14 protein-coding genes are annotated in these 15,775 nt (G+C 37.1%); 6 read left to right on the top strand and 8 right to left on the bottom strand.

The window, feature by feature from the left end; all coding sequences use genetic code 11:
* The first annotated feature begins 325 nt into the window (after positions 1–325).
* From rluF to JKA74_RS13450, 5 genes are all read left to right on the top strand, one after another.
* Positions 326–1,078: a 23S rRNA pseudouridine(2604) synthase RluF gene (rluF, locus tag JKA74_RS13470; RefSeq protein WP_201431730.1), complete on the top strand. Its 753-nt coding sequence runs from the start codon at positions 326–328 to the stop codon at positions 1,076–1,078.
* Positions 1,079–1,241: 163 nt separating this feature from the next.
* Positions 1,242–1,727, top strand: coding sequence for a YehS family protein (locus JKA74_RS13465; RefSeq protein WP_201431729.1), 486 nt, complete (start codon positions 1,242–1,244; stop codon positions 1,725–1,727).
* Positions 1,728–1,880: 153 nt separating this feature from the next.
* On the top strand, positions 1,881–3,086 hold the full coding sequence (locus tag JKA74_RS13460; protein ID WP_317193600.1) for a porin: 1,206 nt from the start codon (positions 1,881–1,883) through the stop codon (positions 3,084–3,086).
* A gap of 845 nt (positions 3,087–3,931) precedes the next feature.
* Positions 3,932–6,307, top strand: coding sequence for a TonB-dependent receptor (locus tag JKA74_RS13455; protein ID WP_201431728.1), 2,376 nt, complete (start codon positions 3,932–3,934; stop codon positions 6,305–6,307).
* A gap of 223 nt (positions 6,308–6,530) precedes the next feature.
* Complete coding sequence (locus tag JKA74_RS13450) at positions 6,531–7,058, top strand: macro domain-containing protein (RefSeq protein WP_201431727.1); 528 nt, start codon at positions 6,531–6,533, stop codon at positions 7,056–7,058.
* A 90-nt stretch (positions 7,059–7,148) separates the two neighbouring features.
* On the opposite strand, the gene JKA74_RS13445 is transcribed toward JKA74_RS13450, so the two are convergent.
* The 5 genes from JKA74_RS13445 to JKA74_RS13425 all read right to left on the bottom strand — a co-directional run bounded on the left by JKA74_RS13445 (position 7,149) and on the right by JKA74_RS13425 (position 12,072).
* Positions 7,149–7,469 (bottom strand): hypothetical protein, encoded by a 321-nt coding sequence (locus JKA74_RS13445; RefSeq protein WP_201431726.1) that lies wholly within the window; start codon positions 7,467–7,469, stop codon positions 7,149–7,151.
* A gap of 110 nt (positions 7,470–7,579) precedes the next feature.
* Complete coding sequence (locus JKA74_RS13440) at positions 7,580–7,984, bottom strand: hypothetical protein (protein WP_201431725.1); 405 nt, start codon at positions 7,982–7,984, stop codon at positions 7,580–7,582.
* A 44-nt stretch (positions 7,985–8,028) separates the two neighbouring features.
* Positions 8,029–9,480 carry a TolC family protein gene (locus JKA74_RS13435; protein ID WP_201431724.1) on the bottom strand — a complete coding sequence of 484 codons (1,452 nt, stop codon included), beginning with the start codon at positions 9,478–9,480 and terminating at the stop codon, positions 8,029–8,031.
* Positions 9,473–10,816, bottom strand: coding sequence for an ABC transporter permease (locus JKA74_RS13430; RefSeq protein WP_201431723.1), 1,344 nt, complete (start codon positions 10,814–10,816; stop codon positions 9,473–9,475). Before JKA74_RS13430 ends, JKA74_RS13435 begins: the two co-directional genes overlap by 8 nt.
* Positions 10,813–12,072, bottom strand: coding sequence for an efflux RND transporter periplasmic adaptor subunit (locus tag JKA74_RS13425; RefSeq protein ID WP_201431722.1), 1,260 nt, complete (start codon positions 12,070–12,072; stop codon positions 10,813–10,815). Before JKA74_RS13425 ends, JKA74_RS13430 begins: the two co-directional genes overlap by 4 nt.
* A gap of 435 nt (positions 12,073–12,507) precedes the next feature.
* On the opposite strand from JKA74_RS13425, the gene JKA74_RS13420 reads away from it, so the two are divergent.
* Complete coding sequence (locus JKA74_RS13420) at positions 12,508–13,278, top strand: class I SAM-dependent methyltransferase (protein WP_201431721.1); 771 nt, start codon at positions 12,508–12,510, stop codon at positions 13,276–13,278.
* Positions 13,279–13,294: 16 nt separating this feature from the next.
* Here the strand turns inward: JKA74_RS13420 and JKA74_RS13415 are convergent, their stop codons facing one another.
* The 3 genes from JKA74_RS13415 to JKA74_RS13405 are packed head-to-tail and all read right to left on the bottom strand — an operon-like array spanning position 13,295 to position 15,773.
* The gene (locus JKA74_RS13415) at positions 13,295–14,275 is read right to left on the bottom strand and encodes a glycosyltransferase (RefSeq protein ID WP_201431720.1); all 981 of its coding nucleotides are present in this window, start codon (positions 14,273–14,275) and stop codon (positions 13,295–13,297) included.
* Positions 14,275–15,237: a glycosyltransferase family 2 protein gene (locus JKA74_RS13410; RefSeq protein ID WP_201431719.1), complete on the bottom strand. Its 963-nt coding sequence runs from the start codon at positions 15,235–15,237 to the stop codon at positions 14,275–14,277. Before JKA74_RS13410 ends, JKA74_RS13415 begins: the two co-directional genes overlap by 1 nt.
* A gap of 2 nt (positions 15,238–15,239) precedes the next feature.
* Positions 15,240–15,773, bottom strand: a complete 534-nt coding sequence (locus JKA74_RS13405; protein ID WP_201431718.1) for a DUF4199 domain-containing protein — start codon at positions 15,771–15,773, stop codon at positions 15,240–15,242.
* Positions 15,774–15,775: the final 2 nt, after the last annotated feature.

The following is a 15,775-nucleotide window of genomic DNA, read 5'->3' as shown; positions in this document are numbered from 1 at the left end:
AAAAAATGTGAAAATAAAAGTCAAATGACGAGTGTTTTGTAGGTCCCAAAACTCGTATAGGCGTCAGACGGTTGTGTGAGAAGGCAAAAAACCGTCAGACGCCTGGTAGGCTCAGAGATTGTTTAGTAAGTTCTATGAGCCACAGAACTTGGAGAAAAGTTTTCTGTGAGTCGCAAAACACGGAAGGTAATTAAAGATTAATTAAATTGATTGTGCAGCTGATTCAGGTTAATCGTCTGGAATTCCGTAATTTTGTCTTAATAAAAATGAATGAATACAATTATTAAGAATATTCGTGAGATAGCTTCTACCAATATTACAATCAATGAGCGAAGAGCAACTAACCAGAATCAATAAATATTTAAGTGAAGCAGGCTACTGTTCACGCAGGGCTGCCGATAAACTAATAGATGCCGGGCGAGTAACTATTAATGGTGTAGTTCCTGAAATGGGTACCAAGATTGGCCCAAGTGATGAAGTGCGTGTAGATGGCAAATTAATCAGTGAACCCACTGAAAAGCCGGTTTACATCGCTTTTAATAAACCTATCGGAATTGTTTGCACCACTGATACCCGAGTGGAAAAAGACAATATTATTGATTACATTAACTATCCTTCCCGCATCTTTCCAATCGGAAGGCTTGACAAACCTAGTGAGGGACTTATTTTCCTGACCAATGATGGTGATATCGTGAATAAAATTTTACGAGCCAGAAATCATCATGAAAAGGAGTATATAGTGACTGTCAACAAACTCATCACAGCTGATTTTTTGGAAATGATGAGAAATGGCGTGCCGATTTTAGATACCATCACCCGTAAATGTGAAGTAGAGCAAATCAGTAAATTTAAGTTTAAAATTATATTGACCCAGGGCTTGAACAGGCAAATTCGCAGGATGTGCGAACACCTGGATTATCATGTAATCAGCTTAAGGCGGGTCCGCATCATGAATATTTCTCTTGATGTGCCATTAGGCCAGTGGCGCTATTTAACAGATAAGGAAGTGGCCGAGATTAATGAAATGGTGGCAGACTCTACCAAAACCCATGAAGAAGAAAATAAGCGTCAGGCTTAATTATTCAAGCTATTCATTAAAATAAATTACCTTTACAACAATGCTCTCAATGTCGTTAAGTTAAGACGATTTCCTTCTCAGATTGGAGAAGGAAGCAATCAAATGCTTAACTAATCGACATTTCTAAAGCACTATACGTTAACCCACTTTGAAGATACTTACTATGACTAATAATGAAATCATCAAACGCCTCCGTTATATTCTAGACTATAGCGATGAACAAATGATTGCTGTGTTCGAACAGGCTGATCAGAGAATAACACGTTCATTACTCTCTGACTGGTTAAAAAAAGAGGATGATCCCGAATATAAAGAGCTTTCCGATATGCAGCTGGCTATCTTCCTCAACGGTTTGATCAATGAGAAAAGAGGCAAAAGAGAAGGTGATCAGCCAAAGCCTGAGCGACATTTAGATAACAATATGATTTTAAAGAAGCTTAAAATTGCATTCGACCTAAAGTCTGAGGATATGCAGCATATTTTTAAGTTGAGCAACAAAAGTGTAAGTACGCAGGAATTAGGAGGTTTTCTCCGCAATCCTAAACAAAGTCAGTACCGTCCATGTCTTGATCAGTATTTAAGAAATTTCATGATGGGCTTACAGATAAAATACAGGGGCAGCGGAACAGATACTACATTAAGCAATTAATTTTTTACCAGGAATAGTATATTAACCCTATATTTTTTCAGGTAACATTCAGGAAATGTTAACATAGAGTTAACATTTAACATTAAGATAACACTCATTATTCGTTTATTTTTGCAAAGTTTTAAACGAATTGTTCTCTTAAGAAGAAGCCTGGTGAAAAGAATCTTACTCTCAATTGCAGTTTTATTAATAGCAAACACAGTTTACAGCCAAAATCAAAAAACCGACACACTACCTTACCCGGCTTCTCATACCAAATGGTACGATAACATTTCCATAGGCGGATATGTACAAGCCCGCTATAACAGGCTTTTAGAAACAAATCCTGATCTTGAATGCAGGCAATGTGATTCCAGTTGGGGAGAAGGCGGGGGAATCTCCCTGAGGCGGGTTCGTTTGAAATTCTCAGGTAACCTGGGAGATTATGTTTACTTCTACATTCAGCCAGACTTTGCCAGCGGTGGTATGGGTCAACATTTCGGTCAAATAAGAGATGCTTATTTTGAGGTAGGGCTTACTAAAAAGAAAGAATTCCGATTCCGTATAGGTCAAAGTAAAGTCCCTTTTGGTTTTGAAAACATGCAATCCAGCCAGAACCGGCTTCCTCTGGATAGAAATGATGGAATAAACAGTTCCATTAAAAACGAGCGTGAACTAAGTGTATTTTTCTATTACACTCCTGAAAGAATTCAGGAACTCTACAAAACAGTGGTAAGAGAGGGTTTAAAAGGTTCCGGAGATTATGGTATTTTCGGCTTTGGAGTTTTTAATGGCCAGACAGGAAATGCGCCTGAATTAAATAATGAATTACATGTGGTGGCACGTGCCAGCTATCCCTTTCAAGTTGGTAATCAAATTATTGAACCGGGGATACAAGCGTATACAGGAAAATACCAAATGCCTTTAGGTAATTTGAGTCCAGGTGTTTCCGTAAGAGATGATTTGAATTACCTGGATCAACGGATTGCTGCTACCTTCGTTTTGTATCCTCAGCCTTTCGGTATTCAGGCAGAATATAATATAGGCAGAGGACCTGAATTCAATAAAGAAACCGGGGCTATTGAAGAAACCCCACTACATGGCGGATATGCTACTTTAAGCTATAGAATGGTTTTAGGCTCTCAGCTTCTTTATCCATTTTTAAGATATCATACTTATGATGGAGGTAAAAAATTCGAGCGGGATGCCAGAAGTTATGAAGTAAACGAATTAGAGATAGGTTTTGAGTGGAGACCGGTAAAAGCTTTCGAACTGGTAGCGCACTACACCCTTTCTTCTAGGAGATTTGAAGATTTCCAGCGACCTGATAATTTGCAGGAGGGCGGGCTTTTAAGGCTGCAGGCGCAGGTGAATTTTTAAAACTTCACTCTAATTATTTAATACTGTTATCCGACTAAAATTAATTATTAGAAATTAAAGCTGTTAATCGCTGTTAAACCTGTTTTTCTATAAAAGTGTAAAAACAGGCCTCCAGATCATACTTTTGCACTTTTACAATATTGTTGGGTTGCTAATTTTCTCTTTTAATCTTTTGTCTTGATACAAAAGATAGAAAAAATCAAGACAAAAAGATGCTTCCACGCTACAATTCCGCGCACACCCCGCCTTTTTGTCGGCCTCCCCGCTTTCGTCCGCCTTGGGCAGACGAGTTGTTACACAGTGTGCCAGAAATTTAAATATTACTTTTAAATTTCCTTTTAACTCTTTTCTATTCTTCTCGGATGACATTAATTATTTAATCAATCAATGTCTATTTTTTGTATACCAAGAGGAAGAATACCCTCCTGGTATACAATTTAAATTTTATTGACATCTTTTTTTCACTAAACAACTCATTATCAACTGTTTATCGCTTTACCATTCTACTTCATTTGAATCCATCTCTGTTATTAGCCGCAGGAAGAGCATGTCGGAAGCTTAAAATTGAACCAGATTCTATCTGTTTGCTTTAAGCAAACATTTTCCATTTCTATTCACATTTTCATAAGTATCAATTCATAATAAATATTGAAAAAATAGTCGGTCTATTAGCCATTTAGCATCTCCACCAATAGCACAACCTATTGAGCTACCAGCTCATCTTCAGCAAATTAATAAAGCCTTCAAAAACACTTTGTTAAATTTATTAAGATTAATTCCAAATAATATTGTTTGGAATTAATCTTAATAGTAGTTTTGCTTCATCAATTTAAAAAACGAAAACAATGAAAGGAAGACATACTTTTTTTACTGCTCTATTTATCCTGGTTTCATGGGGAGCACTAGCACAGACTGGCACTATCAAAGGCACAGTAAAAACATCTGATGGATTATCTACCGAGTTCGTAAACGTAGCACTAAAAGGAACGCTTAAGGGAGATATTACAGACAAGGATGGTAATTATGAAATAACAAATATACCTGAAGGGAAATATGTACTCACTTGCTCTTACATAGGATTGACTACTAAAGAAAGAAACATTTCTATTAATGCTAATGAAACGCTGGTAGTAGATTTTCAATTAAGTAAGAGTGCTATTCAATTATCAGAAGTAACGGTAAGAGATAAAAGAAAAAATAAATTTTATGAGGACAGCTCATTTACTATTTCCAAACTTCCTTTAAAGGATCTTGAAAATCCGCAGGTATACAATTCAGTTACAAGAGAGGTATTAAATGAACAGGTGGTCACCAATTTTAATGATGCCCTGAAAAATGCCACAGGTATCACACGTTTGTGGGAGTCTACCGGAAGGGGTGGTGATGGTGCAGAGTTTTTCTCCATGCGGGGCTTTTCAGTACAACCTACCATGGTAAACGGAATGCCCAGTGTTAACAATGGGGGACTTGATCCGGCTAATGTAGAATCAATAGACGTTATTAAAGGCCCGTCAGGCACTTTGTTTGGCAGCCCAATGATTTCTTACGGTGGTTTAATTAACGTCACTACCAAGAAACCATATGAAGCTTTTGGAGGGTCAGTAAATTTCATTAATGGAAGTAATGGGCTCAATAGATTAACTGCTGATGTGAATGTTCCACTTTCTGAAACGACATTTACGAGAGTAAACGCAGCTTACCATTCTCAAAATTCATTTCAGGATGCCGGATTTAGCAAGTCATTTTTCGTTGCTCCTTCTTTTAAGATTAAATCAAGTGAAAGATTGACTTTCCACATTAATACTGAATTGCGCTCCAGCGAATCAGCTAATGCCCCAATGATTTTCTTAAATCGAAATGCTCCTTTATCATTCAACAGTATTGATATTTTTGAAAAAAACTACACAAATTCATTTACCTCTAATGAACTAAGTATTCAAAATCCCTCCTTCGGATTGCAGGCACAGGCATTTTACAAATTAAATGAGAAGTGGACATCTCAAACTGTTTTATCAAGAAGCAATACCAAAACCAATGGTTACTATCATTACCTATGGGATGCCACTGACGGGGATAATTTTACCCGATTCATTTCTAAAAGAAATGGAGAAACCAATACTACTGACATTCAACAAAATTTTATAGGTGATTTCCGCATTGGTGGATTCAGGAACAGGATGATCATTGGTTTAGATTATTTTAAATCCAATATCTTAAATGGCAGCACAGGATGGATAGGAAATGGCACAGTTTCCTTATCAACCGGAGAGGACACGGGCTTATTGACCCGTGCAGGTGTAAACAGTTTATTGGCAGATTCATTCGAAGGCAATTCAAGTGGAGAAAACGAAGTAATGAGTGCGTATGTATCAGATGTTATCAATTTCACTCCTTCTCTTTCGGCCATGGCTAGTGTGCGAGTAGATCGTTTTTCATCTAAAAGCTCAGGTGATGATGTAATAAGTGGTCAAACCGCTGTTTCTCCAAAATTCGGGCTTGTCTATCAACCTATAAAAGAGAAAGTTTCCATTTTCGCCAATTACATGAATGGATTTGTTAACATAGCGCCTACTGAAGTATCTGATGTAGACGGTTCCAATCCCAGGTTAAAAACCTTTGATCCGGAAAATGCCAATCAATATGAAGCGGGGGTAAAAACCAATATCTTCAACAACAGAATCTCAGCCACAGCCAGCTATTACTATATTACTGTAAAAGACAGGGTAATGACCGACCCGAACAACATAAACAACTCCATACAGGGTGGTGAAGTGGAAAGTAAAGGAATTGAATTAAGCCTGATAGCCAACCCTGTAAATGGCTTAAATTTAATTGCTGGTTATAGCAACAACCAAAGCGAAGTGACAAAGGACAATCCTGAGGGAGGTTATTTGGGGTTACGCCCTGAGGAAGCCGGACCAGAAAGCTTGATCAACTTTTGGGCCAACTATACCATCCAGAGTGGCGTATTGCAAGGCCTTGGCTTTGGGTTTGGGGGAAATAGTGCCAGTGAACATAAAACATTAAACCGAGCAACTACCGGTACATTTACTTTACCAGCTTATGATATATTCAATGCTGCTTTATCTTATAAAGCAAATCAATACAGTATTATTCTGAAAGCAAACAATTTAACTAATCAGAAATATTATACTGGTTGGTCAACAGTAACTCCTCAAAATCTGAGAAATATTTCAGTAAGCTTAAATTATAAATTCTAATCTTAACTGATTAAAAAAAATCAGAAACATACACCTTTGGCTCGGATTAATTTCCGGGCTATTGGTGTTTATTATAGCCATTGCAGCTTGCATGTACACTTTCCACCTGAAATTTAAAATGTTATCTACCCCTACCTTAAAGAAAAATCACTTCCACTTATTGCAACTAATTATTGTTAGTACCGATAGTATGAGTATAAGCTAACCATTTATAGATACCGCTATGAAACTGGGAAACATTAAAATAGAAGCTGTTCAAGGTGATATTGCCAGGCAAGAAAGTATAACCGCCATTGTAAATGCTGCCAATGCCCAATTGCAAATTGGCAGTGGTGTTGCAGGAGCCATCCATAATGCTGCTGGTCGTGGCTTGAGTGAAGAATGTACCCCTTTAGCTCCTATCAAACCTGGTGAAGCGGTTATTACAGGAGGACATAACTTACCCAATGAATATGTTATTCATGTACTTGGACCAGTTTATGGAACGGATAAACCTGAAGACAGAATATTGTCTGATTGCTACCGAAATGCTTTAGAACTAGCAGAAGAACGGGAAATCGAATCCATAGCTTTTCCTGCAATTTCAACAGGTGCTTTTGGCTATCCCTTTGGTGATGCAACAGATGTAGCGCTTGGAACCATTAAAGCAGTTGCCCCCACTTTAAATCACATCAAACTTATCCGCTTTGTTTTGTTCAGTGATAGTGATTTAACAGTTTACAAGAATAAAATGAAAATTTTATCTTCATAAAGTAATTCACCATTCGGCCTTCCAATAACAATTGAATCCCATCTTTCACAAAAATGGAGTTAAAGGAAAAATGAGTTAAAATTATAAATGCTAATGATGTTTAAATTGTGTAGAGTGAATTTTATGCACCGAACTCCTTAAATAGTTATTGATATCTAAAATAGCATCAATAATATTGTCAGCCATTTTTTGTCTATAGCCTGAAATGTTGATTTTTAATAAGCCACCCGTATCTCCATTAAATGCTAATTTGCCAATAGTCCTGTTATTCTTAATTTCATAAATAAGGATTTCATAAATTGAAATATCTCGCCCATTATGATATCCTGCACCCATTTTCCAACTTATATCTCTATTATCTGTGATTAAATGGTTTAATAAATCTACTACGATATTCTTGCTTAGCGACATACTTAAATAACGAGAATAATTAGCTTATATATAAATAATTTCAAAGAAATTTCTCATACTATGCTCAAAATACCAATCTCGTAACCTCAATGCATTTTTTTTAAAATTTGCTAGCCTGCATAGTCCCCTGTCTTCTGCCTACATTCCTTCGACTCTTTTTTAGCAATAATCCCCCACAAAGGGTTTCTGAAGAAAAGCACAGTTTTAACTCCAAGATTATGAAAAAACTTTTGAAAACCCGAAGAAAAGCCAGGTGCGTTTTTTGGCATCACTACGTATTCAAACCCAAATCGCTGCGTAACAGCATCCATACAAGGGTTTCCGTATAATATTTTTTTGGTGTCCTTGGTGTAAATACTGAGCAAACGCTTCGTCTCATTATCATTCTCCGGCAATAACTCAGGCCTTTTCTTCACTTTCCCAGTGGATTTTTTTGAATAATCTACCTGTGCCCAGGTATTTGACATGGAAAAAATGAAAATGAACAACAATATGACCCCTTTTATATTCATCATACAAACATGGGGAAAAATTGTAAATGTTATCGGTAAAATTCCATTTATTCAATTAAACGTTTGTTCTCTTTGAAATCGTACAAGGTGAGTTGTCTTAAATTATAGTAGGCTTGCCAGAAGTTACCCAATGAATTGATATAGTCCCTTTTAGCCTGATCTTTCTCTGTTAACGCAATAGAAAGGTCTGTAATGCTAATCTTTCCTATTAAATACCTGTTTTTGGAAATATTGTACCTACGTTGGGAGATATCATCTGCCTTTTGGGTGATTTTCACCTGTTCCCTCAACATTTCAAGCCTTTTTACCTGGGTATACACTTCTTGTTGAAAATCTACTTTCTCTTGTTCTATAGTATATTGCACTAACTGATGGTTAGCTTCAGCAGTCCTTACTCTGGATTTTTGCCTTCCCCAATCAACAATTGGGATACTGAATCCTAATCGTATCCTTTGTTGGTCCTGTGGGTTTTGATAGATAGAAGGTAACTGGTTGGCATTATTCGTCAATCCAAAACTACCAAACAAATCCATATTAAGCCCGGTTTCTCCACGAGCCCTGTCCACATCACGATTGGCTTCCAACATTCTTCTTTTGAAAGCGATGGCATCCTGTCTGTTTCTTAAGGCTTCTTCCAAAGCCAAATCCGGATCAATCAGGAAATTGGGAACTTCCCTGGGAACTTCCAGGGAAAGTTCATCTGTATTTTTTAATCCCAGATAAGATTTCAAATACAATTGATTTGTTTCCATATCCAAATATGATTGCGCCACTGCTTGGCGGGAATTCATGAGGCTCAATTCCAACTGTAGTAATTCATTTTCCGGAATCTTACCTAATTGGTATCTTCCCTGGGCAATTTTATAAATAGTATCATTATTTCCCAGGTTCTTTTCAGCAATCTCCAGACCTACCTGGGCACTAAGTAAATTGAAATACAGAGTGGAAACATCTTTAGAAATTTGTTCAAACTCCTCCACAAATTCACGCTTGGATTCCTCATATCTTAGCGGCTCAATTTGCCGGTCCCATTTTAGGGGGTTGAAACTAAATATAGGTTGCCTGAAACCCACTGAAAGCGGATCTCCCCCATAATTAACAAAATCCTGATTGAAGTCATCAAACCTGCTAACAGAAGAACTAACAAAGACAGTTCCACCTGTAAGCCCCACCTGCTGCTCTAAATTCAATGATACATTTGAATTATTAATAAATACTGATCTAAATTCTGTAGATCCATCCTCTTGAGTTACCGGAGTAACTGAACGATTAAAATCGGGTAAAACACCGCTCAAACTCAATTGGGGCACAAAATTAGATTTATACACCCTGTATTGCCAATAGCGGTTCTCTTTTCTGGTTTCAGCTTGTTTGAAAGCAGGGGAATTCTCCTTGGCTATTCTAATCACTTCTTCTAAAGTGTAAGTGCTTTGCCCCATCGATAAATTAGGAACTTGCAAAAAAGCAATAGTCAATAATGTAAAGTAAAATTTATTCATGACGTAAAGAAGTTATTGGGTCTTGGTTTGCTGCCTTTCTGGCCGGAGCAATACCGAATATCAGTCCTACTGAAGCAGCCACTCCAAATGAAATTATAATGGAAATGCCGCTTACAATAGTGGGTATTTCTGCAAATGACGATACCAGGTAGGCAAATATAATTCCTAAGATTACACCTATCACTCCTCCACTGATACTTATCATCACTGCTTCGAACAGGAACTGTAACACAACATCCGATTTCTTGGCCCCTAATGAAAGTCGCAGGCCTATCTCCTTTATCCGTTCCATCACAGAGGCTAACATGATATTCATAATACCAATACCTCCCACAAGCAATGAGATTCCTGCAATGGCCCCTAAAACTACATTGAAGATGTTTTTGGTTTTTTGTTGTTGCTTTAGTAGTAATTCCGGAACAGTTACTTCAAAATCCACTACATCATAATGACGCCTTTTAAGCATCCGGGATATAATTTCAGCGGCAGAAGTCAATTGTTCTGAGTTTTCTACTTGCACTGTCAACTTATCCAATTGATGATAATTCACACTCGCTTTTGGCTGAGTATCACTATCCCCATTCCCGTTATTCGTATTGGCTTTTTTCAGTTGAGCCTGGGTAAGTGCTGCTCTATTCTTATAATTGACAAGTACTGTTTGCACAGGAGTGTATATATCCATGTTGAAATCACGCAATCCCAGGTTTTCCAGACTCTGCTCTGTATAAAGCCGCTCTTTTAAAACGCCAATAACCTTAAGCCAATGTGGCCCTACTTTGATCATTTTGCCTACAGGGTTGGCATCAGGGAAAAATTTAGCACTTACAGATTTGCCGATCACACATACTCTGGTACCCTTAATGATTTGATCTTCATTAAAAATTTTCCCTTCATTAAGTTCAAAAGCCGACAAACTAAAATAGGATGGATCAACTCCCACCAATTTAGCCGACCTTCGAATACCATTTCTGATCACGTAGGTCTCCAGTACTATCTCGGGACTTACTCTCTCAATTCCCGGAATGATGGCAGCAATACTTCTTGCATCAGCTAAAGTCAATCCCGGGCTATATTTCTTTTTTTCTTTTTTGAGATTACTTTGGGAGGCTAGTTCTTCTTCTGTTTGTTCTACTATTGGTTCAATCACAATATTATTCACACCAACCAGTTTTATCTGGTTTAGAATTTCCTGTTGGGCACCACTACCTATTGCCAACATTGAAATCACAGCTGCTACACCAAATATTATTCCCAGGGCAGTGAGAAAGGAGCGCATTCCATTATTGATAACCGCCTCAAAAGCGACATTTAAATTTGCTAGGATTCTTTCTTTCATTTGTCGGCTTTTCCGAGTAATTCCAATTCTTTATCCTCTAATCCTTGTGGGGCTATTAAATAAATTTTCTCCCCTGAATCGACACCTGATTGTATGATTACTTCATTAGCATTGGCCTTGCCCAAAATCACCTCTTGTTTTATGGTTTCCAATCCTGATTTTTTATAGACAAATGATACAGAGTCCCCTTGATTATAAACTGCTTCCAATGGAACAAATACACCATTAGGCACTACATCAGTAATGATTTCATTGGCAGTGGTCATGGCTGGTCTTAGTGTAGAATCAGTCTCTATAATTTCTACTTTCACTTCAAATACTTTGGCATCCGAGTTAGGCCTTTGTTCCCCTACATTCGCTACGGAAAGCACAGTACCTGTGAGTTTTTTATCTGGAAAAGCATCCAAACCAATTTTCACATGTTGTCCTTTATTAATTTTTCTGATATCCACTTCATTCACGTAGGTAATGGAAATCATTTTAGATAAATCAGGTAAAGTAGCTACAGTAGGATCCCAGGCACCAATGTTAGAACCCTCTCCTTTTTTAGTTCCATCATATTCTCTTACGTAAATAACCATTCCTTCTTCAGGGGCTTCAATTACAAATTTGTCACGTAATTGAAGTAAGAAGTCCCTCTCATCCCTGTCTTCTGCCAATTCCGCATCGGCTTCTTGCATTTGAGCCACAGCTTTCTGTTTCTTAAGCTGATAATTTTCCTTGGCTTGTTGAAAAGCTCTTTTACCTTTTTCCAAATCAATTTCAGCTTGTTTTATAGTGGCAGGTGGCTCAAATTGGGATTGTTCTAAAATAAGTTCTTTTTCCTCTACTGCAAATTCCAGGTTGATCAGTTCATCCCTGGATTGTCTCAAAGTAAGTGCAGTATCCAGTTTGGTTTGTGTATATTTTGACAAACTTTGTTGATATTCATTTTCAGTAGCCCGGATTCTATCAGAGAGCTCGGAAGCATCCAAAGAGGCTACAAAATCGCCTTTTTTAACAATGGTCCCTTCATCTACCATTTTCTCAACCTTCACATTCCAGATTCGGGCAGCTCTGAGCCCCGAGGGGCCTGTAATTTTAATGGAATTTTTGGCTTCCAGTTCACCGGTAGTGGTAATGGAAATGACGAATTCCCCAAATTTCGCTTCGGTCATTATTTCTACTGCATCATTGGTACCACTACCTCTAAATGTGTAAAAAGAAATAATCAAGACCAATACTACTGCTATACTTATTAGGAGTTTTTTCTTCATGTATGTTAATTGTTATGCGGGAATTCTATTATTATCAAGAGCTAAACGAATAATATGTAAAATTATTCATAATCTTTTGAATATTACCACCACCTATCAAATTTTCAAACCTACTAAATAAATAGTTGGAGTTTTGTTTTAAAATTTAATCCATGACAAAACTTCTCTTTTTGTACACGGACAGCCTGCGCTTGTATCATTTGGGAACGCTTTGAATACTGACTGCCAACCGCCTGCGCTTGTGTCTCCACAAGCGCTTACTGGAATTGGCTTTTTACACAAAAAAAAGACAAGTAGCATAAGTAGAGAATTAACTGAATCAGGCTCGTTTGTGGGGACACTAAACGAGGGGATAGTGAGCGCAAGCCATCTATTGCTCTTCCGGCAGTAAAGATTTATTTAACTTTATTACCTTTGCCAGTCAAATAGCAAATCATGAAGCAAATCATCAGTTTTGTATTAAGAAATATACCCAGGAAATATATTCAAAGAGTCAGCGGGATAAGCTTGAAAATTATCGGACTGTTTTACCGGGGAGACAACGTCTACTGCCCAATCAATGAAAAAGGCTATCGTAAATTTTTACCTTACGGACGGGTGAACCCACGTCCAAATGCTTTATGCCCTGATACACTCTCACTAGAAAGACATAGACTAATTTGGCTTTACCTCAAGAATAAAACCAATTTTTTTACTGAAAACTTAAAAGTATTGCACGTGGCCCCGGAGCAATGCTTCATGAAATACTTCGAAGCTATTCACAAAGAAAACTATATCACTGCAGATTTGGAATCTCCATTGGCCAAGGTAAAAATGGATGTACATGACATTCCATTTGATGACAACACTTTTGATGTCACCTTTTGTAATCATGTGATGGAGCATGTGGATAATGATATCAAGGCTATGTCCGAACTACACAGAATATTAAAGCCAGGTGGATGGGGCATTATTCAGGTTCCTTTTTTCCCTCCTATACCAGATGAAACTTTCGAGGATGATACCATTACAAATCCTAAAGAAAGGGAAAAAGTATTTGGACAGGATGATCATGTGAGGCTCTATGGCAAAGATTACCCTGACAGGTTGCGTAAAGCAGGCTTTGTTGTGAAAGAAGAAGACTACATCAATGAAATTCCGGCCGAATGGATTGAGAAATATGCCTTGCCAAAAGATGAAATTATCTACTTAGTGCAAAAAGCATAACTCAGGGATACCAAGTTTATGAATTACCTGAATTTGATCGAAGGATATAATTAGTCGATTCTTTCATGAAGCCCATTCCGTATGCAAATAATTGTGTAAAAGACGTAGCTATGCTTAAAATTGCCACTTTTATTTCTTTGGTTTTAATGAGGGAATCAATAAAAATCAATGTAAAGTAAAGCCCAAACACTATTGCTCCTATCTTAAAAAGTAGAGGCAAAATCAAAATAGAGAGTATCCAAAAAATAAACGCAAGACTAAATAAAGCAGGAAACAGATGGAGAGGCTTTAATTCATTTTTATAAAAGCGAAATAAATTGATGCGACCTCGTCCGAAGAAAAATAGTTGTTTATAAAACTGCTTTAAGCTGGTTCTTCTTTTATGATAAACTTTCGCATCCGGGATGAGTCCCATTTTAAATCCTGCTTGTTCAATTCGAATGCTGAATTCCAAATCCTCCGCCATACGAGTAATGATGTATCCCTTTGTGTTTTCAAAAACAGCCTTTGAAATACCCATATTAAAGCTTCTGGGCCTGAACTTACCTACTTGAAGTTTCCCTCCTCTTATGCCTCCGGTAGTAAAAAAGGAAGTCATGGAATAGCTGATCGCTTTTTGGATAGTAGTAAAACTATCTAATGCGGCATCAGGTCCTCCAAATGCATCTAAAGGAGTGTGTAAAAGAAATGTATCAACAATTTGAAAATAATTAGGAGGAATAATACAATCAGAGTCAAATACAATGAAATAATCTCCCTTTGCTCTTTCAAATCCATAATTGCGACTGAAACCTTGCCCGGTATTTTCTTTATAGAAATACTGAATATTCAGTTGATCATTGAAGGAAAGACAAATTTCCTCACATTTTCTTTCAGAACCGTCTTCAATTACCAACACTTCAAAATGCTTGTACGTCTGTTCAGTCAGACTTACCAAGAGCTCCTTTATTTCCTCAGGACGATTAAAAACAGGAATAATAACAGAGTAAAACTTCATTAAAATCCTTTTTCTTCTTCTATAATATATTCTGTCTTTCGTGGGGAATTCATGGTAATCATTTCACCAATAAAGCCGGCCAGAAATAATTGCACACCAACAATCAATGCCACTAAAGCGAGAAAAAACAAGGGCTGATCGGTAATCTCACGGGCAATCATATTATTACTGATTTCATAGAATTTTTTTCCGATAATATAGATCGTCACGAAAAACCCAAAAATAAAGGACAAAGTACCCAAAGTACCGAAGAAATGCATAGGGCTTTTCTTAAATTTAGATACAAAAGTAATGGAGAGGAGATCTAAAAAACCATACAGGAAGCGTTCCAAACCATATTTTGTTTCCCCATATTTCCTTGCACGGTGCACTACCTCTTTTTCACCAATTTTCCTAAAACCACTCCATTTTGCTATTACAGGAATGTATCGGTGCATTTCTCCATACACCTCTATATTTTTAACTACTTTCTTCCTGTAAGCTTTCAGTCCGCAATTGAAATCATGCAGCTTTATACCTGATATTTTTCGCGTAACAAGATTAAAGAATTTGGAAGGGATAGTTTTGCTGACAGGATCATGGCGTTTCTTTTTCCAACCGGAAACTATATCATAATTTTCATTGATGACTTTATCATATAATGCAGGTATTTCATCCGGACTATCCTGCATATCTGCATCCATGGTAATAACTACATCCCCTTGTGCTACATTAAATCCCGTATGTAAAGCAGCAGATTTACCATAGTTTCTGGAAAATTTAATTCCTTTAACTGCCCTATGTTGTGATGCCAATTCAGAAATCACTTCCCAGGATTCATCCGTACTACCATCATCTATCATGATAACTTCGTATGTTAATGACGGATGTTCCTTCATCACACGCTGAATCCAGTCATGCAATTCCCTCAAAGATTCGTCTTCATTAAAAACCGGTATAACAACGCTAATGGAGTATGACATACTTAAACAGATTTTGGCTTTTGAGGTTCACTGGTTCTCATAAAAAGAGAAATAAGTGGAGTAACTAATATACCTATCAGTATATTATTAAAAGCCAGGCTTCCTATAATTCTACCATTGGAAGACTCTCCTGATTTCAGATATTCCTGATAACCCTCTTCTCCCATTTGGTCTATCAACATATCTTTCCCCGCCTTGATTTTCTCAAGGATCATAGTTCTATATTCATCAAAGTATACCTGATCGAAAGCACTTGCATAAATCCAAAGTAGAAGAGCAAAAACTATTGAAAAAATCAAAGTATAAATCAATCCGATAGAAAATCCTTGCCAGAAACGTAAGCCTTCTGGATTTATATCACGAAATGCTTTAACACTTAAAAATAAAAAGGCAGCCAGCATAGGCCCCATAAAAATGATATTGCTGGTATAAATCACAGGGTTTTTCCCCAGTAGAATAATCAAAAAGAACATCAACACCACAAAAAATATGGCTATCAAACTGAATTTTAAAGGTAATTTAACTATTAAGTTCATAA

The sequence above is a fragment of the Marivirga aurantiaca genome (assembly GCF_016679925.1).
Lineage (GTDB): Bacteria > Bacteroidota > Bacteroidia > Cytophagales > Cyclobacteriaceae > Marivirga > Marivirga aurantiaca.
The sequence above is the reverse complement of the archived record's forward strand: the minus strand, read 5'-3'. Positions and strand labels throughout refer to the sequence as shown.